Annotated in this window: 14 protein-coding genes; 1 reads left to right on the top strand and 13 read right to left on the bottom strand. The window is 73.9% G+C overall.

Annotation, left to right across the window (positions count from 1 at the left end):
- Positions 1-888 precede the first annotated feature (888 nt).
- Entirely contained in the window at positions 889-1,875 is a 987-nt protein-coding gene (locus tag ACFPM7_RS03870; RefSeq protein WP_378243770.1) for a helix-turn-helix transcriptional regulator, read from the bottom strand.
- Between the two features lie 176 nt (positions 1,876-2,051).
- Here ACFPM7_RS03870 and ACFPM7_RS03865 point away from each other — a divergent pair, with 176 nt between their 5' ends.
- Entirely contained in the window at positions 2,052-5,489 is a 3,438-nt protein-coding gene (locus tag ACFPM7_RS03865) for a glycohydrolase toxin TNT-related protein (RefSeq protein ID WP_378243768.1), read from the top strand.
- Positions 5,490-5,600: 111 nt separating this feature from the next.
- Here ACFPM7_RS03865 and ACFPM7_RS03860 read toward each other — a convergent pair whose 3' ends face one another.
- The 12 genes from ACFPM7_RS03860 to sucC all read right to left on the bottom strand — a co-directional run bounded on the left by ACFPM7_RS03860 (position 5,601) and on the right by sucC (position 20,903).
- Complete coding sequence (locus ACFPM7_RS03860) at positions 5,601-6,185, bottom strand: pentapeptide repeat-containing protein (protein ID WP_378243766.1); 585 nt, start codon at positions 6,183-6,185, stop codon at positions 5,601-5,603.
- A gap of 114 nt (positions 6,186-6,299) precedes the next feature.
- Positions 6,300-6,950: an HAD family hydrolase gene (locus ACFPM7_RS03855; protein WP_378243764.1), complete on the bottom strand. Its 651-nt coding sequence runs from the start codon at positions 6,948-6,950 to the stop codon at positions 6,300-6,302.
- Positions 6,951-6,960: 10 nt separating this feature from the next.
- The gene (locus tag ACFPM7_RS03850) at positions 6,961-10,251 is read right to left on the bottom strand and encodes an error-prone DNA polymerase (protein WP_378243762.1); all 3,291 of its coding nucleotides are present in this window, start codon (positions 10,249-10,251) and stop codon (positions 6,961-6,963) included.
- 433 nt (positions 10,252-10,684) lie between these two features.
- Complete coding sequence (locus tag ACFPM7_RS03845) at positions 10,685-12,214, bottom strand: DNA polymerase Y family protein (RefSeq protein ID WP_378243865.1); 1,530 nt, start codon at positions 12,212-12,214, stop codon at positions 10,685-10,687.
- A gap of 85 nt (positions 12,215-12,299) precedes the next feature.
- Positions 12,300-13,196, bottom strand: a complete 897-nt coding sequence (locus ACFPM7_RS03840) for a DUF1028 domain-containing protein (protein WP_378243760.1) — start codon at positions 13,194-13,196, stop codon at positions 12,300-12,302.
- Positions 13,197-13,205: 9 nt separating this feature from the next.
- Positions 13,206-13,907 carry a hypothetical protein gene (locus tag ACFPM7_RS03835; RefSeq protein WP_378243758.1) on the bottom strand — a complete coding sequence of 234 codons (702 nt, stop codon included), beginning with the start codon at positions 13,905-13,907 and terminating at the stop codon, positions 13,206-13,208.
- Between the two features lie 385 nt (positions 13,908-14,292).
- The gene (gene purH, locus ACFPM7_RS03830) at positions 14,293-15,849 is read right to left on the bottom strand and encodes a bifunctional phosphoribosylaminoimidazolecarboxamide formyltransferase/IMP cyclohydrolase (RefSeq protein ID WP_378243756.1); all 1,557 of its coding nucleotides are present in this window, start codon (positions 15,847-15,849) and stop codon (positions 14,293-14,295) included.
- Positions 15,846-16,442 (bottom strand): phosphoribosylglycinamide formyltransferase, encoded by a 597-nt coding sequence (purN, locus tag ACFPM7_RS03825; protein WP_378243754.1) that lies wholly within the window; start codon positions 16,440-16,442, stop codon positions 15,846-15,848. The genes purH and purN overlap by 4 nt, the downstream gene beginning before the upstream one ends.
- A 75-nt stretch (positions 16,443-16,517) precedes the next feature.
- Entirely contained in the window at positions 16,518-17,894 is a 1,377-nt protein-coding gene (locus tag ACFPM7_RS03820; RefSeq protein ID WP_378243752.1) for a cell division protein PerM, read from the bottom strand.
- A gap of 100 nt (positions 17,895-17,994) precedes the next feature.
- Positions 17,995-18,666 (bottom strand): DUF5336 domain-containing protein, encoded by a 672-nt coding sequence (locus ACFPM7_RS03815; protein ID WP_378243750.1) that lies wholly within the window; start codon positions 18,664-18,666, stop codon positions 17,995-17,997.
- Positions 18,667-18,842: 176 nt separating this feature from the next.
- Entirely contained in the window at positions 18,843-19,730 is an 888-nt protein-coding gene (gene sucD / locus ACFPM7_RS03810) for a succinate--CoA ligase subunit alpha (RefSeq protein ID WP_378243748.1), read from the bottom strand.
- 3 nt (positions 19,731-19,733) lie between these two features.
- Positions 19,734-20,903: an ADP-forming succinate--CoA ligase subunit beta gene (gene sucC / locus ACFPM7_RS03805; protein ID WP_378243746.1), complete on the bottom strand. Its 1,170-nt coding sequence runs from the start codon at positions 20,901-20,903 to the stop codon at positions 19,734-19,736.
- Positions 20,904-20,986: the final 83 nt, after the last annotated feature.

The following is a 20,986-nucleotide window of genomic DNA, read 5'->3' as shown; positions in this document are numbered from 1 at the left end:
GCTACGATCCGACTTCCACCGGCCACGCCGCCCGCCTTGGCCCCCACCCCGCCTGGTTCCCCCACCAAATCGCCTGACCCGCTCAACCCGCGCCACCCACCCCTTCCGCCCGGCTGGCCTCCCAAGCCACCCAACCCGTTCCGCTCACCCGACTCACTCGACCCGCCCGACTTACCCCGCCCGCCTGACCTGCCCGACCCGCTCGGCCTGTCCGACTCACTCGACCCGCTCGGCCTGCCCAACCCACTCGGCCCGCCGGAGCCGCTCGACTCACTCGGCATGCCCGACTCGCCCGACCCACTCGGCCCGCCCGACACACCCTGCCTCCCCGACTCGCCCGACCCACTCGGCCCGCCCGACCCGCCCGGCTGGCCCGCCACACCATCCGACCTGCTCCTCCGCTCGCCCGACCCGCTCACCGCTCCCCGTCCGCCCCTCCGCCCGGCTGGCCCGCCAAGCCGTCCCACCCGTTCCGTTCACGCGACGCACTCACCGCGCCACCCAGTTCAACGCCGCGCCGCTCGACTCTCCCGTCCCGCGATCCCCGACCCACCTTGCCCGGCATGCTCACCCCGCCCGCTCAACTCCGCACGTCCCACTCGACCTGCCCCACAATCCCACCATTACATTGTTGAACAATCCCACGATCCCATGATCGGGCAAACGCCCGGAGAGCACGCCCCGACTTCCGCCAATCGCCCAGTGTCCCGTCACCCGCGCCACTGGGCCGACACGTCAGCCGCGCGGGTGCCGAGCAGCCGCCGCCAGGAGGCGGTTGCCACGTCGAGGTATGCCTGGATTGCTCGTTCAATTGCCCAACTGTCGAATCGCTCAACTGTCGGATTGTCCAACAATCCGACAGTTGCCCTGGCGACAGTGGAAGGTGAGTCAGATCCAGCGGTGACGAACGGCGTGGACGGCGAGTTGGAAGCGGGAGGTGGCGCCCGCGTGCTCCATCAGGCGCTGGAGGTGGCGGAAGACCGTGCGCCTGCTGATGCCCAGCTGGCGGGCGATGGAGTCGTCGTTGGCTCCGGCCGCGAGCAGTCCCAGGAGGCGCTGCTCGATCGGCTGGACCGGTGATGGCGCGTGGGCGCCCGCCTGCAACGGGACGGCCAGGCGCCAGGAGGACTCGAACAGGCCGATCAGCGCCGACAGCAGCGAACTGGGGTGCACGACCAGCAGGGACCGGTTCACGTCGGCCTCGGCCACCGGGAGGGACACGGTCGCGAACTGCTGGTCGACGATCGTCAGCTTGACCGGGACCTCGGGCAGCACGCGCGCCTGCTCCCCCGCCGCCACGCACGGCTGGATGTTGTTCGCGTACCGAGCCGGGTCCTCGACCGACGCGCGGGCGTACACCACCCGATACGTCACCTCACCGCGCGCCAGCTGCTCCAGCTCCGCGTTGTTGATGTGCCCCTCGGTGAAGTACGGCGGCGATTCCAGCCTGCGGATCTCCGTGCGCGCGCTCAGCTCCATCTGCTGGATGCGCTGCGCGATCGCCGTCCCCGTGACCACCTCGATCAGGTCGTCGGTGCGCTGCGGCGAGATCGCCCTGCGGAAGGTGTCATAGGCGTTGAGGGTGGCCACCCTGGCCTGCTCCAGCTCGCTGGCCCGCCGCCGGCTGAGGATCTCCAGGCCGGACGCGGGCGGCACGGGGGTCAGGACCCGGCCGTCGGGGCCGCCGCCGCCGATCAGGCCCGCGTCGACCAGCGCGCGGACGGCCGCCCGGACGCCGGGCAGCGCGCGCTCGGCGCCCGTGGCGATCTCCTCGACCGTGGAAGGGCCGGTGCGCAGCAGGTACTGGTAGGTACGGATCTCGTCGTCGGGGAGGCCGAGACGGGACAGGTGCGGCGCCAGGTCGCCATCGGACATGCGGGAACCTCCGTTGTGCACGCGGAGGGTGGCACAGATGGGACGCTGGCACAAACGTGGCGAATCCTCACCCTGCCGGGTTGACTCTTCACTTACTCTGCGTCATCGCCGCAGGCAGAACCCCAGCTTCGGGTACACCGTGTGCTGACACTCCCGCGACAGGGGAAGATAGGCCCGTGGTAGCACCTACGCAGCTCAACCCGACCGAACAGGACGCCCTGGTCAAGCAGATCGGGCTGGCTCTGCTCAGGGCCGCGCCCGCGGACTGGACCTCGGTCGAGGTCGCGTTCCGGGCGATCGGCCGCTATAGCGAGGTGCGCGGCCAGGTGTCCTTCGGCGAGGAGCGCACCGCCGAGTTCCCCATCACCCCCGAGGTCGCGAACCTGTTCGTGCGGCTGCGCGCGGGCATGTACCGAGAGGGCAGGGGGACCTGGTTCAACGCCAGGTACCAGCTCGACCGCCCCGCCGCCTACAACCTCGAATACGACCGCGACGAGCCGCACTGGCAGCACCAGCCGCCGCCACCCGCGTTCGTGGACGAGCTGCGGATGTTCCCGCGCGAGGAGGAGAACGTCCCGGAGTGGCTGGCGCGGCGGCTCGCCGCCCTGCAGCCGCCGTTCCGCACCGCCCGGATGTTCGACGGCATGGGCCCGGCGGGCCCGGTGATCAACCGCCCGCCGCTGGACGCCGACGAGCGCGAGCAGGTGCAGCGCTACCTCGACGCCGCGCCGCTGGCCCTGCCCGCGCGCGGCTACGACACCGACCACCTCGACGAGGAGCGCCGCCAGACCGTTCCCGTCGCCTTCCACACCGACGGCGTCTGGATCTGGCCCGCCGCCGTCAACTTCTACCTGCGCACCCATGGCGTGCCGCCGGACCCCGAGCTGGTGGCCCACGCCCGCCGGGCCGAGTTCCGCATGCCCGAGGTCGCCGAGCCGACCCGGCAGTCCGCGGCGATCTTCATCGCCGGCCCGCCGCGTCCGCCCGTCCGGCCCGCCCCTCCCGCCGAGCCCGCCCCCGAGGCCGAGCCGGTCGCGGAGCCCGCCATCGCCGAGCCGCAGAGCACCCAGGCCTACGTGCCCGGGTCCGACGACGAGCACGACGAGCACGACGAGCACGACGAGGCCCCGGTGCGCAGCGAGGCGGCGGACCCGCGCGGCTTCGCCGCCCACGACGTCGACAAGGCGCCCGAGTTCACCCAGCCCTCGGCGGACGACACGGACCCGCCGCACAGGTACGCCGACGAGCCCCGCGAACACGCCGAAGCCGCCGAGCCCCGCGAGTTCGCAGACCCCGAACCCCAGCCCGAGCAACCGTTCGCCGACACCGACGACCACGAGCCGACTGACGCCGACGAGCCTCTCCGGCACGCCGACGAGGAGCGGTCGTTCGTCGAGGTCGAGCCGACCCCCGCCCCCGCCGACGTGGTCGACCGGATGCGCGAGCGGCTCAGCGACGCGGGCGTGGCCGAATGGCGCTACACCGTCGGCGCGCCGTCGCAGACCGGGTGGGCGATGGAGCAGACGGGCAGCGGCTGGCGCGTCGGCTGGTTCGACGGGCACTACATCGCGCCCGCGGTCTTCGCCGAGATCGATGACGCTGCCGCTTTCCTCGCGGGCAAGCTCCTGCTGGAGTCCACCCCCGACGCCGTCCCCACCGACCCGGGTCCGTCGACCGTCCGCGCATCCCTGGCCGAGCTGGAGGATGACGACGACGACACCTACGACCAGCGTCCGCGGCGGCCCCTCCCCCCGCCGAGCAGGCCCGTGCAGTCCGGCCCGTCCGGCGACGACCTGTTCCGCCCGGTCCGCCCGGTCGAGGAGAACAGCCGCTTCGCCGCCCACCAGTTCGACGACGAGGAAGACGACTACCGCCCGGGCCGCCGCAGGCAGCCGGACGTCCCGCTTCCCGAAACCAGTCTCTTCAGCCCGTCCCAGCCCGTCCCCGCCCAGGAGAACGGCAGGCACGAGGCCCCGGCGGACGCGGGCCAGCCCACCGAGGCCCACCGCTACGAGGGCGATGGACAGGACTCGGCCGACCGGTTCTCCCCCGCGACGGCGCAGTCCACCGACGAACGCCGGTTCTCCCCGTCGGACACCCACGACGCGGCCGAACCGGGCCTGTTCACCCACACCGAGCCGGACGCACCGGAACCCGGCCGGTTCGACTCCCCGGCCGAGCCCTTCGCCGCCGACCGGGACGCCCCGCCCGCAGGCCCCTTCGGCCCCGAACCCGGAGCCCAGTTCTCCGCCTTCGAGCCAGGCCGGTTCGCGCCTGAGGACGAGCCCGCGGACCAGTTCGCCTCCGACGACCGCAGGCACGCCTCCGACAAGCCCGAGCACGACTCCGGCGGCGACCAGTTCCAGCCGCAGGAGACCCCCGCGCCTCAGGGCGGCCAGCGCTTCGCCCCCGAAGGCGAGCAGCATGTCGCGGCCCAGGGCGAGCAGTTCACCCCCGCCGCGACCGCGGACTTCGCACCGAAGGACGAGCAGTTCACCCCCGAGGCCGCCGGAGACTTCGCACCCCGAAGCGACCAGTTCACCCCTGCCACGGCCGGGGCCTTCGCACCGCAGGGCGAGCAGTTCTCCCCCGCGACCGCCGGAACCTTCGCACCGCAGGGCGAGCGGTTCACCCCCGAGACGAGCGGGGACTTCGCACCCCGGGGCGAGCAGACGCCCTCGTCGGCGCCAGGTGACCAGAGCTTCTCCAGCGGCCAGGAGTTCGCACCCCGAAGCGAGCAGTTCACCCCCGCCACGGCCGGGACCTTCACGCCGCACGGCGAGCAGTCCACACACCCCGGCGGCCAGGAGTTCGCACCGCGTGGCGAACAGTTCACCCCCGCCACGGCCGGAACCTTCACGCCGCACGGCGAGCAGCCCAACCCCGCCGATGACCAGCGCTTCGCACCCCAGGCCGAGCAGCCCGCCGCGCCCTCAGGGGACTTCGCACCCCAAGGCTTCGCCGCGGGTCCCCGGCACGCGCCGGGGCAGGCCGACGGCCAGCCCGTCCCCGAGCCGGGGATGTTCAGCCCGCACGGCGACCAGGACCGCGCTTTCGCGCAGGCGGGCCCGTCCCAGCAGGCCGCGGGCCAGCACGGGTTCGGGCAGGCCGAGCGGCCGGCCTCCGGCGGAGGTCAGTTCAACGGCGCCGGTCAGCCGGGGTTCTCGCCGTCCGGACAGGACCAGCACACCGATCAGCTCCCGCACCAGGAAGCCGAGGCCCGCAGGGCCGAGCCGCAGGGCATCCGCAGGCCCCAGGACTGGCCGATCCAGCCCCTGTCCGGCGAGCCCCCGCTGACGCTGTTCCGCGGCAAGCAGCTCACCCACCTCCCCGAAGGCGCCGAGTTCGACCGCTACGGCGACGCGACCGGCAACCTCACCTACGCGGTGGGCACGCCGTTCGACCGGCGCTCGCTGGTGCCGGAGTGGATCAACCGCCCGTACCGCGCCTACCGCGTGCTGCGCCCCACCGAGGTCCTCACCGGTTCGGCGATCCCGTGGTTCGACCAGCCCGGCGGCGGGACGGCTTACGTGCTCCCGCGGTCGGTGGCCGAGTTGGTCGACAGCGGAGCGATCGAGGAGATCCCCGACCGCAAGCCCCCGGCGCGCGCCTGACCTGGCGGCGGTGTCCGGCCCCCGCCGCAGGGTGTCGAGGTCTGGCTGAGAGCGGCCAGGTGTGCTCGGGAGCTGTGGATCGGCTGGGACGCTGCTGAGCGGTTGGCGGGCTCAGCCGACGCGGAGGCCGTGGGCGGCGGCGAAGGTGACCGCGGCGTCGAGGTCGACCCGGGCGCCGCGGAGGGTGGCCTGGACCCAGCCGTTGGCGTCGATGCGGGCGCCGCGGAGGTCGGCGTCGGTGAGGTTGGTGGCGCGGAGGCGGGCGCCGGTGAGGTCGGCGGCGCGCAGGTCGCACTCGCGGAGGTCGGCCTCGTCGAGGTTGGCCTCGCGCAGGCGCAGGCCGGAGAGGTCGGTCTTGCGCAGGGCCGCGCCGTGCAGGCTGACCAGGGTGAGGTCGCAGTCGCGGATGGTGATGGGGCGGAAGCGGCAGTCGAGGAACGTCGAGCCGATCAGGCTGCACCCGGTGAAGGTGCTGTCGGTGAGCGTGGTGCGGTCGAAGGCGCACGAGCGGAACGCGGTGCCGCGGCTGGTGGTTTCGCCGAGGTCGGCGCGGGTGAAGTCGCAGTCGGTGAACGTGCAGCGGTCCAGGACGGCGCCGCGCAGGTCGGCCTCGGTGAAGTCGCAGCCGGTGAAGTGCCGTTCGGTCCAGGTGACGCCGTGGAAGTCCTGGTCGGCGAAGTCGGTTCCCTCGTCCATCGCGCCACCCTGCCACGGACCCCCGACGTGCCCGGCGACCAGGTTCGCCCAGTGCGGCATCCGGCCCCCCGCCGCCAGGTTATGCCTCGGCGGGGGGTGGTTTCACCTCCGGGTTCAACGCTGTGGATGAGCGCCGACCAAGGCGGTGACCAGGTGCAGCCGTCGTTCGCTCACCGCGCGCAGCGGGGGCAGGAGCAGGACCGGCATGCCGACGGCGAGCGCGCCGCCGTCGGGGGTGGCTCGGTCGCCGACCATGAGGGTGCGCTCGGGTGGGGTGGCCAGGGCGGCGAGGGTGTGGCGGAAGATCTCGGGGGCGGGCTTCTGCACGCCCAGTTCGTAGGACAGGGCGTAGACGTCGACCACGTCGGCCAGGCCCGCGGCGGCGAAGACCGGGCGCAGGTCGAAGTGGATGTCGCTGAGGACGGCGATTCGGCGGCCGGTGGCGGCGATGGCACGCAGGCATTCGGCGGCGTCGTCGGCGAAGGGGTTGTGGGCGGGGTCGGACTCCACCGCGTAGAGGGCGCCCGCGAGGGCGGGGTCCACGCCCGCCTGGGTGAAGACGTGGTGGTAGGCGGCGTGGTGGGCGGCCAGGGAGGAGTCCACGCCCGGGGCGTCGAGGAGGTCCTCGTAGACGGAGATGCGCTGCCACAGCGCTTCCGGGGAGTCCTCACGGCCGAGCAGGCGCAGGGCCTCGGCCATCCACTCCACAGTGGACAAACAGGTGACCAGGGTGCCTCGCCAGTCGAACACCACCGCGTCGATCATTTCCTCCCCTTCAGCGGAAGTCCCGGGATGTGGCCGGGATGCGCATGTCCAAGTGTTGCAAGCGGTCCGCGGTCAGGCTGACCACGCCCTCCACGCTCTCCACCACCCCGCGCACCAGCAGCGCCGAGCTGGTGCGGGCGACGCGGCGGTAGCGGGCCCACAGGCCCGGCGAGCAGACGACGTTGACCATCCCCGTCTCGTCCTCCAGGTTGAGGAAGGTGACCCCGCCCGCGGTCTGCGGCCGCTGCCGGTGGGTGACCGCGCCGCCGACCAGGACGCGGGTTCCCTTCTCCACCGTCGACAGCGCCGCCGTGGTGAGCGCGCCGAGGGCGGTCAGGCGGGCGCGCAGGAACTGGGTGGGGAAGCTGTCCGGGGACAGGCCCGTCGCCCACACGTCGGCGACGGCGAGTTCGACGGCGTCCATGCCGGGCAGGGCCGGGGCGGCCACGCCGACGGCGATGCCGGGCAGGAACTCCGGGCGCTCGGCCGCCGCCGCCCCCGCCGCCCACAGCGCCTCGCGCCTGCTCAGGCCGAAGCAGTCGAACGCGCCCGCCGTGGCCAGGGCCTCCATCTGCGGCCGGGTCAGGCCCACGCGCCTGGCCAGGTCGACCATGTCCGCGTACGGCCTGCCCGCGGCGATCTTCTCGGCGAGGTCGGCGCCGATGGTGCGCACCGCGCCGATGCCCAGGCGCACCGACGTTCCCGCGTCCTCCAGGGTGGCGTGGGCGGGGCTGGCGTTGAGATCGGGGCCGCGGACCGCCACGCCGTGGCGGCGGGCGTCGGCGACCAGGGACTGCGGGGAGTAGAAGCCCATCGGCTGCGCGCGCAGCAGGGCCGCGCAGAACGCGGCCGGGTGGTACAGCTTGAACCAGGCGCTGGCGAAGACCAGGTAGGCGAAGCTGAGCGCGTGGCTCTCCGGGAAGCCGAAGTTGGCGAACGCCAACAGCTTCTCGTAGATGCGGGCCGCCAGCTCGGCGTCGACGCCGTTGCGGGTGGCGCCCGCGTGGAAGCGCTCGCGCAGCCGCTCCATGCGCGCGGTGGAGCGCTTGGCGCCCATGGCCCTGCGCAGCTCGTCGGCCTCGGCGGGGGTGAAGTCGGCGACGTCGACGGCGATCTGCATCAGCTGCTCCTGGAACAGCGGCACGCCCAGCGTCTTGTGCAGCGAGCGCTCCAGCAGGGGGTGGTCGTAGGTGACCGGGTCCTTGCCGTTCTTGCGCCGGATGTAGGGGTGCACCGAGCCGCCCTGGATGGGGCCGGGGCGGATCAGCGCGACCTCGACCACCAGGTCGTAGAACTCGCGCGGCCTGAGCCGGGGCAGCGTCGCCATCTGCGCGCGGCTCTCCACCTGGAACACCCCGACGGTGTCGGCGCGGCAGAGCATGTCGTAGACGTTCTGGTCGGCCAGGTCCAGCTCGCCCATGTCGACGCGCACGCCGCGGTGCTCGGCGACGAGGTCGATCACGTAGTGCAGCGCCGAGAGCATGCCCAGGCCGAGCAGGTCGAACTTGACCAGGTCGATGGCGGCGCAGTCGTCCTTGTCCCACTGCAGGACCGTGCGGTCCTTCATCCGCGCGGGCTCCACCGGGCACACCTCGCTGACCGGGCGGTCGCAGATCACCATGCCGCCGGAGTGGATGCCCAGGTGGCGGGGGAAGCCTTCCAACTGGGCCGCCAGCTCCAGCACGGGCTGCGGGATGTCGTGGTGGTTGTCGCCGACGGTGTCGGTCAGCGGGCCCCAGCGGTCGATCTGCTTGCTCCAGGCGTCCTGCTGGCCCGGGGAGTGGCCCAGCGCCTTGGCCATGTCGCGCACCGCGGACTTGGCGCGGTAGGTGATGACGTTGGCGACCTGGGCGGCGTGGCGGCGGCCGTGCTTGGCGTAGACGTACTGGATGACCTCCTCGCGCCGGTCGGACTCGATGTCGATGTCGATGTCCGGCGGCCCGTCGCGGGCCGGGGCCAGGAACCGCTCGAACAGCAGCTCCCAGCGCACCGCGTCGACCTTGGTGATCCCCAGGGCGAAGCAGACCGCGGAGTTGGCCGCCGAGCCGCGCCCCTGGCAGAGGATGTCGTTGTCGCGGCAGAACTTCACGATGTCGTGCACGACGAGGAAGTAGCCGGGGAAGCCCAGCTCGGTGATGACCCGCAGCTCGTGGGCGATCTGGTCGTAGGCGCGGGGGCGCTCGGCCGAGGAGCCGTAGACGCGGGCGGCGCCCTCGTAGGTGAGCTTGGCGAGGTAGGTGCTCTCGGTGTGGCCTTCCGGGACGTCGAACGGGGGGAGCTTGGGGGCCAGCAGCTTCAGGTCGAAGGAGAGCTGCACGCCGACGACCGCGGCCCGCTGCACGGCGCCGGGGTAGCGGGCGAAGCGGGCGGCCATCTCCTCGCCGGTGCGCAGGTGCGCGGTGGGGGCGGGCGGCAGCCAGCCCGCGAGGTCGTCCAGGCCGCGGCGGGCGCGGACGGCGGCGACCGCGGCGGCGAGGTGGCCGCGCTGCGGATGGGCGTAGTGCACGGCGTTGGTGGCGACGGTGGGCAGGCCGAGGTCGCGGGCCATCCCGTCGAGCAGGTCGTTGCGCTCGGAGTCCCCGGGCAGGCCCTGGTCGGTCAGCTCCACGAAGACGCGGTCTCGGCCGTAGGCGGTGACGAGGTGCTTGAGCTGCTCGAACGCCGCCGCGGGCCCCTGGTGCGCAAGCGTTTGCCGGACGGCGCCCTTGCGGCAGCCGGTGAGCACGACGCAGTGGTCGCGGGTCTCCTCGACCACGGAGGCGAGGTGGTAGAGAGGTTTGCCTTTCTCCTTGCCGTCGAGGTGAGCGGTGGTCAGGACGCGGGAGAGGCGGTGGTAGCCCTCCTGGCCGTCGGCGAGCAGGAGCAGGTGCTCGCCCTCCGGGTCCGGGTTGCCCGCCTGGGGCTCGGTCAGCCCCAGGCTCAGCTCCGCGCCGAAGACGGTCCGCACCCCCAGCTCGCGCGCGGCCTCGGCGAAGCGGACGACGCCGTAGAGGCCGTCGTGGTCGGTGAGGGCGATCGCGTCGAGCCCGAGCAGCGCGGCCGCCTCGACCAGCTCCTCGGGGTGGCTGGCGCCGTCGAGGAAGCTGAAGTTGGAGTGGCAGTGCAACTCGGCGTAGGGGACGCGGGCGTCGCCGTCGGGGTGGTCGGTCGGGCCGGGGTGCGCGGTGCCGCCGGTGGGCAGGTACCGCTCCCGCCTGCGCGTCCACGCCGGACTGTCCCCGCCGTCACCGACCTCCGGGGCACGGCCGGAGAGGATGCGCTCCAGCTCCGACCAGCGCACCGGCGGGTTGTTCCAGCCCATTCCGCCCCGCTCGCCTTTCCGAGGACGATCCTCGTGGTGACCATTTCACTTGCCGGACACTCCGATTGTTCAACAACTGGATCGTTGAACAATCTGGTTGTTCAACAAAAGGCTTGTTGGATGATCAGGGGGATCTGGACTCCACAGCGGGGTGACGGCTCCGGGGCAGGTGGCGGCTTCGGGGGCGGGGGTGGCTCCAGGGCGGGGACGGCCGAAGCGGGGGCAACTCCAGGGTGGGGGCCCGAAGCAGGCGCGGCCCGAAGCGAGGGCGGCGACTCCGGAGCGGCGATCTCGGCTCCGAAGTGGGGGTGGCGGCTCCGGGGTGGGCGTCGGGGTGGGCGGGCTCATGACTCGGGGAGGGGGGACCTGGGGTGGGGAATCAGGTCGGTGAGGTCGACAAGGTCGATCCAGTCCAGGGTGGGGTCGTCGTTCATCAGTCGTAGATCCCTTCTACTGTCCAGGTTTCGTTCTCGCGGGTCAGCAGGAGTGCGGGGTGGTTGTCCTCTTCGGACTCAGGGGCGAGGACCACCTGCAAGCGGGCTCGGCGGCGGCCGTCGGGGGACCACCAGCGTTCGTCGGCGGGCCACGGCCCGGCCCAGGTCAGCACTCGGCGGGCGGGGTGGCGGGCGACGGTGACCTCGGCCGGGTCGGCGGTGAGGCGGAAGCGGCCGGTCACCACGACCTCGGCGCCCTCGGCGTCGCGGAGGGTGGCGGGCAGGCGGTGGCGGGGGACGACGGTGGGCGAGGGGGCGGGCAGCGCGCCGGGCCACGGGCGGTCGGGTGGGGTCGGCGGGGTGCGGTCGTCGCCCCAGGGGACGAGGTGGACGCGGTCGGCCGGGCCGCGGCCGCCGGCCTCCACCGGGACCAGGACGCCGTTCGGGCCGAGCAGGCCCTGCACGTGGACCATCGCCCTGGCGGCACGCTCGGCGTGCTCGGCGTGGGCGCCCTGCCACATGCCCAGCTGCAGGGCGCGGCCGTCGACCACCTCCACCGGGTCCAGGCACAGGGTCGTGATCGGGCCGTCGGGGCGGCGGGGGCCGCTGAGCCAGCCGTCGAGCTGCCAGCGCAGACGGTCGGCGATGCCCGCGGGGGTGAGCGGCTCGGCGCAGCGCCACACCCTGGCCAGCTCCGCGCCCGTGCCGGTGGCGGCGTGGATGGCCAGGCGGGTGCAGGCCAGGCCGTGCGCGGCCAGCCCGGCGTGCAGGCGCTCGGCCAGGGCGCGGGCGAGGAAGGCGGCGGCGTCGACCCGGTCGACGGGCGGGTCGGGGTGGGCGGTGACGGACAGGTCGACCGGCGGGTCGCGCCGGGCGAGCGGGCGCTGCTCGCGGCCCGCGGCCAGGCGGTGGGCGTGCGCGGCGGCGGCGCCGAAGCGGGTGGCGACGTCGTGGGCGTCCAGGGCGGCGAAGGCGCCGAGGGTGCCGATGCCCAGCCGCCGCAGCAGGTCGACCAGGTCGGGGGCGTCCAGCTCGCGGATGTCGAGGGGGGCGAGGAAGGCGGGGGTGTCGGTGACGATGAGGCCACGCCGGGCGGCCAGGGTCGCGGCGAAGAGGCCGTCGGCGGCGCCGACCAGGCACTCGGCGTCGGCGCGGGCGGCGACGTGGTCGATCAGCCGCTCGGCGGCGGCCTCGGCGGAGCCGAAGTAGCCGACCGGCCCCTTGGCGGGCGCGGCCACCACGCCGGGCTCGACCACCTCCACCCCGACGGCCAGCTCCTCGACGGCCGCGGCCACCGGCTCGAAGCGGCGCGCGTCGCGATCCGGGTCGTCGGGCAGGACCACCAGCTCGGGGCAGCGGCCCTGCGCCTCCCGACCGCGCAGCCCGACGGCGACGCCCTCGGCCCGCGCCGGGCCGTTGCAGGCGAGCACCCGGTTGGCGGCGACCACCGCCGCGGGCACATCGATGCCCACGTCGGCGGCGGCGCAGGCGGCCACCACCGGCCAGTCCGGGCACCACACGACCAGCAGCACGCACTTCTCCCCAGCTCGGGCCGGTCCGTCGTGGGGAGCCGCCGGACATCGCAATCGAACATACGTTCGACACGATCCCGGGTCAAGTGGTTCCCACGCGCGGGTGATCCAGCCAGGCCAGCAGGGTCGCCGCGTGGGGCGAGTCCGACGCGGCGGCGGACACCTCGGCCCACCGGCGCACCGCGGGCTCGACGGCGATGGCCCGCGCGAGCAGCGGCTCGGCCTCGCCCGCGTGCCCGCCCAGCCACAGCCTGATCCCGGCGGCGCGCAGGGCGGCCGGGTCCTCGGGGGCGATGGCGACGGCGCGGCGCAGCTCGTCCAGCTCACCGGTCATGCCCGCGCGGATCAGGTGGCGGTGGGCGCGGGCGGTGGTGAGCAGGCGGGCCAGATCGGCGACCGGCGTGCGGGAGTCGTCGACGCGCAGGTCGACCACCGGGTCGTCCGGGTAGCCGGTGGCCTGCGAGCCGGGGACCGGGCCGACGACGAGCAGGGCGGCCGACTGCGGCCCCCGCACGTCGCCGCCTTCGGACTCCGCCGCGGCCAGGGCGGCCACCAGTCGCTCGGCCAGCGGGCCGTCTGCGGCGGCGTAGGCATCGATCATGGCGGGCCACACGCGCTCGGAGGCCAGCGTGTTGCCCTGCGCGCTGACCGCGCCCGCGCGGGCGTGCCCGGCGTGGGCCAGGCAGTCGGGTCCGGTGTGGACGGCGGTGGCGCCGGTCGCGTCCACCGCGGCGAACTGGGACTCGGCCGCGCCGGGGACCGTGGTGAGCGCGGCGACCGCCTCGGTGGCGCCCAGCCCCGAGGCGAGCAGGTCCAGCAGCATCGTCCGCCAGGTCAGCTCCGAGCCCGCCTGCACGGCGACCGCGCCGACGCCGGGGAGCGCGGCGGCCACCCGGGGGCCGACGGCGAGCACGCCGCTCTGCACGGCCACCCCGAGGCAGCCGGTCTCCTCATCGCGCGCGACGATCGAGTACGTCATCCGCCGACGCTAACCGGCGGCCGGGCAGGACCGGGCAGGACCGGGCAGGACGACGTCCACCCCGACCGGCCGAGCCGCCGCGCCGCGCCCCCGACCCCGCACCCGCACGGTCCGCTCCCGCAGCGACCCGTAGCCGCGCTCCGGCCCGCTCCAGCGGCCACGCGCGCAGGTCAGCTCGACGTCGACGCCCGGCCAGGGACCCAGGACCAGCAGCACCGAGCCCCGGCTGCGGGCCCTGGCCGAGAGCCTGCGCGCGTCGGCGGCGCGCACACCGGCGGCGACGGCGACCACGGCGAACCCGTCGAGCAGGGCGGCGATGACGCGGACGAGTTCGACACCGGGGGCGGGCACGAGGGCCAGGCGCCGGGCGGGCACGCCCGCCTCGACGGCGGCCAGCACGCCCAGGTCGGGCAGCCCGACCACGGCCCCCCACGCCCCGTCGGCGACCGCGTCGGCCAGCAGCGCCACGAGCAGCGCCCGCGATCCGCGCACCCCCACGGTGCCGCCGCGGCGCAGACCGCCCCAGGGGAAGAGCGGGGCGAGGTCAGGTCGCACCGGCAGCACGTCCGGACCGGTCGAGCCGCCCCCGGGGGCCAAGTCGGCGGCCGAACCGCCCGCCACGGCGCGCAGCGCGGCCAGGTCGACACCCCCGGCCACGGCGCGCAGCGCGACCACGTCGGCGCGCGCGTCCCCCGACTCCACATCGATCACCTACCCCTGCCGGACACCCCAACCCAGCCCCTGCTCGCAGGGATTGCTCAGTTCCGTCGCCCGCGAGCGAGTCGGGCATGCGGACGGGGGTCCGCGCAGGCGGCGCGAACCCCCGTCCTCGGCCGTCCTCGAATACTTCCCCGCGCTCGAAGACCGCCGACGTGCCCCATGGCGACACCCCCTCCTCCACGTCGACCGCGCACCGCTCATGCGCGTCCGCCGTGGGGAGCCGGCGCCCGGGGGTTCCGGCCTCGACTCCGGTCGCCCCGCGGGTCGAACACCTGTTCGACACCATCGAGATTACCCGCCATCGGCGCGGTGTCAAGCCGAAACGACAAAGCGACCGACCTGGGCTTTCACCAGGTCGGTCGCTTTGTGAGACGCACTAGTGGGCGAAGTGCCGCGTGCCCGTCAGGTACATGGTCACGCCCGCGGCCTCGGCCGCGGCGACGACCTCGGCGTCGCGCACCGAGCCGCCCGGCTGGACCACCGCGCGGACTCCGGCCCGCAGCAGCACCTCCAGGCCGTCGGGGAACGGGAAGAACGCGTCGGAGGCGGCGACCGAGCCCGCCACGCGCTCGCCCGCCCGGGCGACGGCGAGCTTGGCCGCGTCCACCCGGTTGACCTGGCCCATGCCCACACCGACGGTCGCGCCGTCGGCGGCGAGCAGGATGGCGTTGGACTTCACCGCGCGGCAGGCGCGCCAGGCGAAGGCCAGGTCGGCCAGGGCCGACTCGTCCAGCGGGGTGCCGGTGGCCAGGGTCCACTTGGCCGGGTCGTCGCCGTCGGCGGTGATCGCGTCGGACTCCTGCAGCAGCAGGCCGCCGGAGACCGGGCGCAGCTCGACCCCGCCGCGGCGCGGGGCCTCGGCGAGCAGGATGCGGACGTTCTTCTTGCGGGCCAGCACCTCGACCGCGCCGTCGGCGTAGGCCGGGGCCACCACGACCTCGGTGAAGATGTCGGCGACCTGCTCGGCCATGGCCACCGTGACCTCGCGGTTGGCGGCGATGATGCCGCCGAAGGCGCTGGCGGTGTCGCAGGCGTGGGCCTTGCGGTGCGCGTCGGCGATGTCCACCGCCGAGACCGCGATGCCGCACGGGTTGGCGTGCTTGATGATCGCCACGCACGGCTCGTCGTGGTCGTAGGCTGCGCGCCAGGCGGCGTCGGCGTCGATGTAGTTGTTGTACGACATCTCCTTGCCGTGCAGCTGCCTGGCCGACGCGAGTCCGACCGAGCCGTCGTTCTGGGTGTAGAGCGCCGCCTTCTGGTGCGGGTTCTCGCCGTAGCGCAGCACCGACGAGCGGGTCCACGACGCGCCCGCCCACTCCGGGAAGCCCTCGCCGCCGAACTCCGCGCCCATCCAGGACGCGACCGCGATGTCGTAGGAGGCGGTGTGCCGGAACGCCTCGACCGCCAGGCCGCGCCGGTCGTCCAGGCTGAACCCACCCGCCGCGACCTGCTCCACGACCCACCCGTAGCGGGCCGGGTCGACCACGACGGCCACGCTGGCGTGGTTCTTCGCCGACGCGCGCACCATCGCGGGCCCGCCGATGTCGATCTGCTCGACGCACTCCTCGGCGGAGGCGCCCGAGCCGACCGTCCTGACGAACGGGTACAGGTTGACCACGAGCAGGTCGAACGGCGCGATGTCCAGCTCGGCGAGCTGGACGACGTGCGCCGGGTTGGTCGTGTCGGCGAGCAGGCCGGCGTGCACCCTCGGGTGCAGGGTCTTCACCCGCCCGTCGAACGACTCGGGGAAGCCGGTGACCTGCTCGACGGGCGTGACCGGCACCCCGGCGTCGGCCAGCGTCCTCGCCGTGCCGCCGGTGGAGACGATCTCCACCCCCGCCGCGTGCAGGCCGGTCGCCAGCTCCAGGAGACCGGACTTGTCGGACACGCCGATCAGCGCACGGCGCACGGGCCTGCGGGCTGATTCCGTCACGGGATGCTCACCTTTCGTCCGTTCACGGTGTAGCCGTCGCGGGCCATCGCGGCCACCACGTCGACCAGGAGCCGCCGCTCCACCACCTTGATGCGTTCGTGCAGGGCGGCCTCGTCGTCGCCGGGGGCGACCACGACGGCCTCCTGGGCGATGATCGGGCCGGTGTCCACTCCGCCGTCGACGAGGTGCACCGTGCTGCCGGTGACCTTGACCCCGTGGGCGAGCGCGTCGGCGACGGCGTGCGCGCCGGGGAAGGCGGGCAGCAGGGCGGGGTGGGTGTTGATGATGCGTCCGCCGAAGCGCTCCAGGAACGCCGGGCCGAGGATCTTCATGAAGCCCGCCGAGACGACGATGTCCGGCTCGTGCGCGGCGACGGCCTCGGCCAACGCCTCGTCCCAGGCGGCGCGGTCGGCGTGGTCGCGGGCGCGGACGGTGAACGTCGGCACCCCCGCGCGCTCGGCGCGCTCCAGCCCGGCGATCCCGGCGCGGTCGGCTCCGACGGCCACCACCTCGGCGGGCAGGTCGGCGTCGAGCAGCGCTTGCAGGAGGGTGCCGGAACCCGACACCAGGACGACGACCCGGGCCTGCGGCACGGGCGGGCGGTGGACGCTCAGCGTGGTCTCCTCGGCAGCGGCCGGAACGGGGCCGGGACCAGCGTAAGCGGTGGGTTAACGATCGCGGTCGGCGGCGTCGGTGTCCGAGGCCACACCGGTGTCCGCCGCGGGCGATTCGTCCTCATCGGACACATCGGGTTCGGCGGGCTCGTCCGACTCGGCGGGTTCAGCGGTCTCGTCCGGCTCGTCACCGTCAGCGGGCTCAGCGGGCTCAGCGGGCTCGTCGGAGTCGTCCGCGGGCGCGGCCTGCTCGTCGGAGTCGGGCCGCTCGGCCTCCTCGGGCCCGATGAGGCCCGCGGCGACGGGATGCGTCCCGGCGAACCAGGCGACCGCGGCCCCCGGCAGCCCGATCCAGCCGACCAGCGCCAGGGAGAGCCCGCTCGCGCGCAGGTCGACGGGGTCGAACGGCCCGCCCGCCAGCGCCCCGCCCGCCATCCCGGCCAGCACGGCGAACGCCGCGGCGACCACCACGGCCGCCACCGCGACCGCCCGCAGCCGGGCGAACGGCGACTCGTCGACCTCGCGCAGCACCCAGCCGACCAGCGCGCCCGCCAGCGCGGGCAGCAGGAGCAGCGCGGGCCACCACCCGTGCGCGGCCGAGGGCAGCGCGCCGAGCAGCGGCACGGCGGGCAGCGGTCCGCCCGCGAACTCCAGCGGCCCGACCGCGACCCCTCCGATGCCGAACCCGGGCCCGGCGGCGAACCCGACCGCGGCGACGATCGCGTTGGGCAGGTACCCCACCGACAGCAGCAGCAGGCCCGCGCCCGCCCCCGCGCCCCCGGTGAACAGCGCGCCGACCTCGCCGAACGACGTCACCAGCCCGAACAGCAACACCAGCGCCCCGATCAGCACCAGCGCCGCCGTGCCGAGGAGTCCGGCGCGCAGCCCGCGCACCGCGGCCGGGTCCACCCTGGCCGAGACCCGCTCCAGCAGCCCGGAGCGCCCGGCGAGCGCGACCGCGCAGGCGATGGCGCTGATCAGCGCCGGGTAGTAGAACCCCGCGAGCGGGTCGGCCTCGACCGGCCCGTCGAGCACGAGGGCCGCGGCCAGCCCGGCGCCCGCGTGGCCCAGGACGACGGCTCCGCCGATCCAGCCGGTCTCGCGCGGGCCCATCGCCGAGGTGCGCGCCGCGACGGCGCGGGCGGTCGCGCCGACCAGCGCGGCCACCAGCAGGGTCGCCAGCAGCGGCAGCACACCCAGCTCGCGCCCGCCGATGACCAGGGGGACCTGGTGGGCGGCCAGCCAGCCCGGCACGGCGGCCAGCAGCACACCGTCGGCGGTGAAAGCCGCCTTCGGGGCGAGCGCGGTGACCGTGGCGAACACCGCGGCGATCGCGGTGTAGCCGGCGACCAGGGGACCGAGCGCGGCGGTGGCGAGGTCCCCGACCCGCGTGCGCGCGGTCTGCCGCCGGGCCTCTTCGAGCAACGCCATGCGCCCACCCTGTCATCGGCGTTGCTCCGAACGGATGAGCCACGCCGACACACGAAAGGGCGGTACCGGATCACCGGTACCGCCCTTTCGGTGGTCTTCGCTAGGGCTGCTGCTGCGGGTAGCCGCCCGGCGGGGTGCCGGGGGCCTGGCCGAACTGGCCCTGCTGCGGGGCGAAGGTGGTCGCCTGGCCCGAGGGCGGGGGCTGCTGGCCGTACTGGCCGGGCTGCTGCGGGGCCTGGCCCGGGTGCGGCTGCTGCTGGCCGAACTGGCCGGAGGCCGGGTTGTAGCCGCCGGGCTGGCCGTAGGGCACCTGCTGCGCAGGGGCCGGGGGCTTGGCGATGCCCGTGTCGAAGAGGAAGGCCGCCACGGCCGCCGCGGCCTGGAGCAGGCCGAAGATCAGCAGCAGCACGGCGCCGGTGCCGTCGACGAAGCCGAACATGCCGAACAGCACCGTCAGCGCGGCGGTGACCGCGAACGCCGGGGCGAGCAGGCCGGGCTTCTTGTCCTCGCCGGGCAGGATCACCTTCAGCGAGACCAGGCCCGCCACCAGGAAGAAGCCGGGGATGAGCGACGCGCCGTCGAAGTAGTTGCCGCCGCCCGCCGCGTCGGCGAAGCCGAGGAAGAAGTTCAGCACGCCGAGACCGGCGACACCGAGGTGCAGCATCTGGGCGATCGTGAACTTCGGCCCGGTGGTCGGGGGCGGACCGTATGCCTGCGGGGGCTGCTGCCCGGGGCCCGGGTAGCCACCCGGTGCACCGCCTGGGTAGGTCATCGCTTCGCTCTCCTCGTTCAGGGCTGTGTGACGCCGCGCCTCGCGCGAACGCTAGCTCATCCGGCGTCTTCGATGGTCACCGGCACGCGACGGTTCCGCGCGGTGGTTCACGACATTTCGGGCATTGATACGGCGAAAGCCCGCCGCGGCACCCGCGGCGGGCTCCCTACCTGGTGTTACTTGGCGGCGAACAGCTCGCGCGCCAGCGCGGCGGTCTCCGACGGCGTCTTGCCGACCTTGACCCCGGCGGCCTCCAGGGCCTCCTTCTTGGCCTGCGCGGTGCCCGCCGAGCCGGAGACAATGGCGCCCGCGTGGCCCATCGTCTTGCCCTCGGGAGCGGTGAAGCCCGCGACGTAGCCGACGACCGGCTTGGTCACGTTCTCCTTGATGTAGGCCGCGGCCCGCTCCTCGGCGTCGCCGCCGATCTCGCCGATCATGACGATCAGCTCGGTCTCCGGGTCGGCCTCGAAGGCGGCCAGGGCGTCGATGTGGGTGGTCCCGATGATCGGGTCGCCGCCGATGCCCACGGCCGAGGAGAAGCCGATGTCGCGCAGCTCGTACATCATCTGGTAGGTCAGCGTGCCGGACTTGGACACCAGGCCGATCTTGCCCGCGCCGGTGATGTCGGCGGGGATGATGCCCGCGTTCGACTGGCCGGGGCTGATCAGGCCGGGGCAGTTCGGGCCGATGATCCTGGTCTTGTTGCCGGTGGCGACGGCGTGCGCCCAGAAGTAGGCGGTGTCGTGCACCGGGATGCCCTCGGTGATGACCACGGCGAGGCCGATGCCCGCGTCGATGGCCTCGATGACGGCGTCCTTGGCGAACTTCGGCGGCACGAAGATGACGGTGACGTCGGCGCCGGTCTTCTCCATCGCCTCGGCGACCGAGCCGAACACCGGCAGCGAGGTGCCGTCGATGTCGGCGGTGGTGCCCGCCTTGCGCGGGTTCACGCCGCCGACGATCTGGGTGCCGGACTTGAGCATGCGCGAGGTGTGCTTGGTGCCCTCGGCGCCGGTCATGCCCTGGACGATGACCTTGCTCTCGGAGGTCAGGAAGATTGCCATGTGTCAGGCCCCTGCCGCAGCCAGCTGGGCGGCCTTGTCGGCCGCGTTGTCCATCGTGTCGACCACGGTCACCAGCGGGTGGTTGGCCTCGGCCAGGATGCGCCGACCCTCGTCGACGTTGTTGCCGTCCAGGCGGACGACCAGCGGCTTGGTGGCCGCGTCGCCGAGGATCTCCAGCGCCGCGACGATGCCGTTGGCGACCGCGTCGCAGGCGGTGATGCCGCCGAAGACGTTGACGAAGACCGACTTGACGTCGGCGTCGCCCAGGATGATGTTCAGGCCGTTGGCCATCACCTCGGCGGAGGCGCCGCCGCCGATGTCGAGGAAGTTGGCGGGCTTGACCCCGCCGTGCTTCTCGCCCGCGTAGGCGACCACGTCCAGGGTGGACATGACCAGGCCCGCGCCGTTGCCGATGATGCCGACCTCACCGTCGAGCTTGACGTAGTTGAGGTCCTTCTCCTTGGCGGCGGCTTCGAGGGGGTTCTCCGCCTCCTTGTCCACCAGGTCGGCGTGCGCCGGGTGGCGGAAGCCCGCGTTCTCGTCGAGGGTGACCTTGCCGTCGAGGGCGATGATCTTGTCCTGCGGGTCGCGGACCAGCGGGTTGACCTCGACCAGCGTCGCGTCCTCGCCGACGAAGGCCTTCCACAGCTTGACGATGACCTCGGCGGCCTGCTCGGCGACCACGGCCGGGATCTTGGCGGCGGCGACGATCTCGCGCGCCTTCTCGATGTCGACACCGGCGATCGCGTCCACCGGGACCTTGGCCAGCGCCTCCGGGCGCTCGACGGCCAGCTGCTCGATGTCCATGCCGCCCTCGGCGGAGGCCATCGCGAGGAAGGTCCGGTTGGCGCGGTCGAGCAGGAACGAGAAGTAGTACTCCTCGGCGATGTCGGACGCCGTGGTGACGAGCACGCGTCGGGTGACGTGGCCCTTGATGTCCAAGCCGAGGATCGCCTCGGCCTTGGCCTGCGCGTCGTCGGCCGTCTCGGCCAGCTTCACGCCGCCCGCCTTGCCGCGGCCGCCGGTCTTGACCTGCGCCTTGATGACGACGGTCTGACCGAGCGACGCCGCGATCTCGCGGGCTTTCTCGGGGGTGTCGGCCACATCGCCCGGCAGGACCGGGACGTCGTGGGCGGCGAAGAGGTCCTTCGCCTGGTACTCGTACAGGTCCACGCGACAGTCTCCTGACTACGGTGTCGACACGATTGCTGTCAGACGTCAAGACTCTAGTGACCAGGCTTTTCGGTTGACACTTC

Origin of the sequence: Actinokineospora guangxiensis (genome assembly GCF_042657845.1) — a bacterium.
In the GTDB taxonomy this organism is placed as follows: Bacteria; Actinomycetota; Actinomycetes; order Mycobacteriales; family Pseudonocardiaceae; genus Actinokineospora; species Actinokineospora guangxiensis.
Note: the sequence above shows the minus strand (reverse complement) of the source record. Positions and strands in the feature narration are given on the sequence as shown.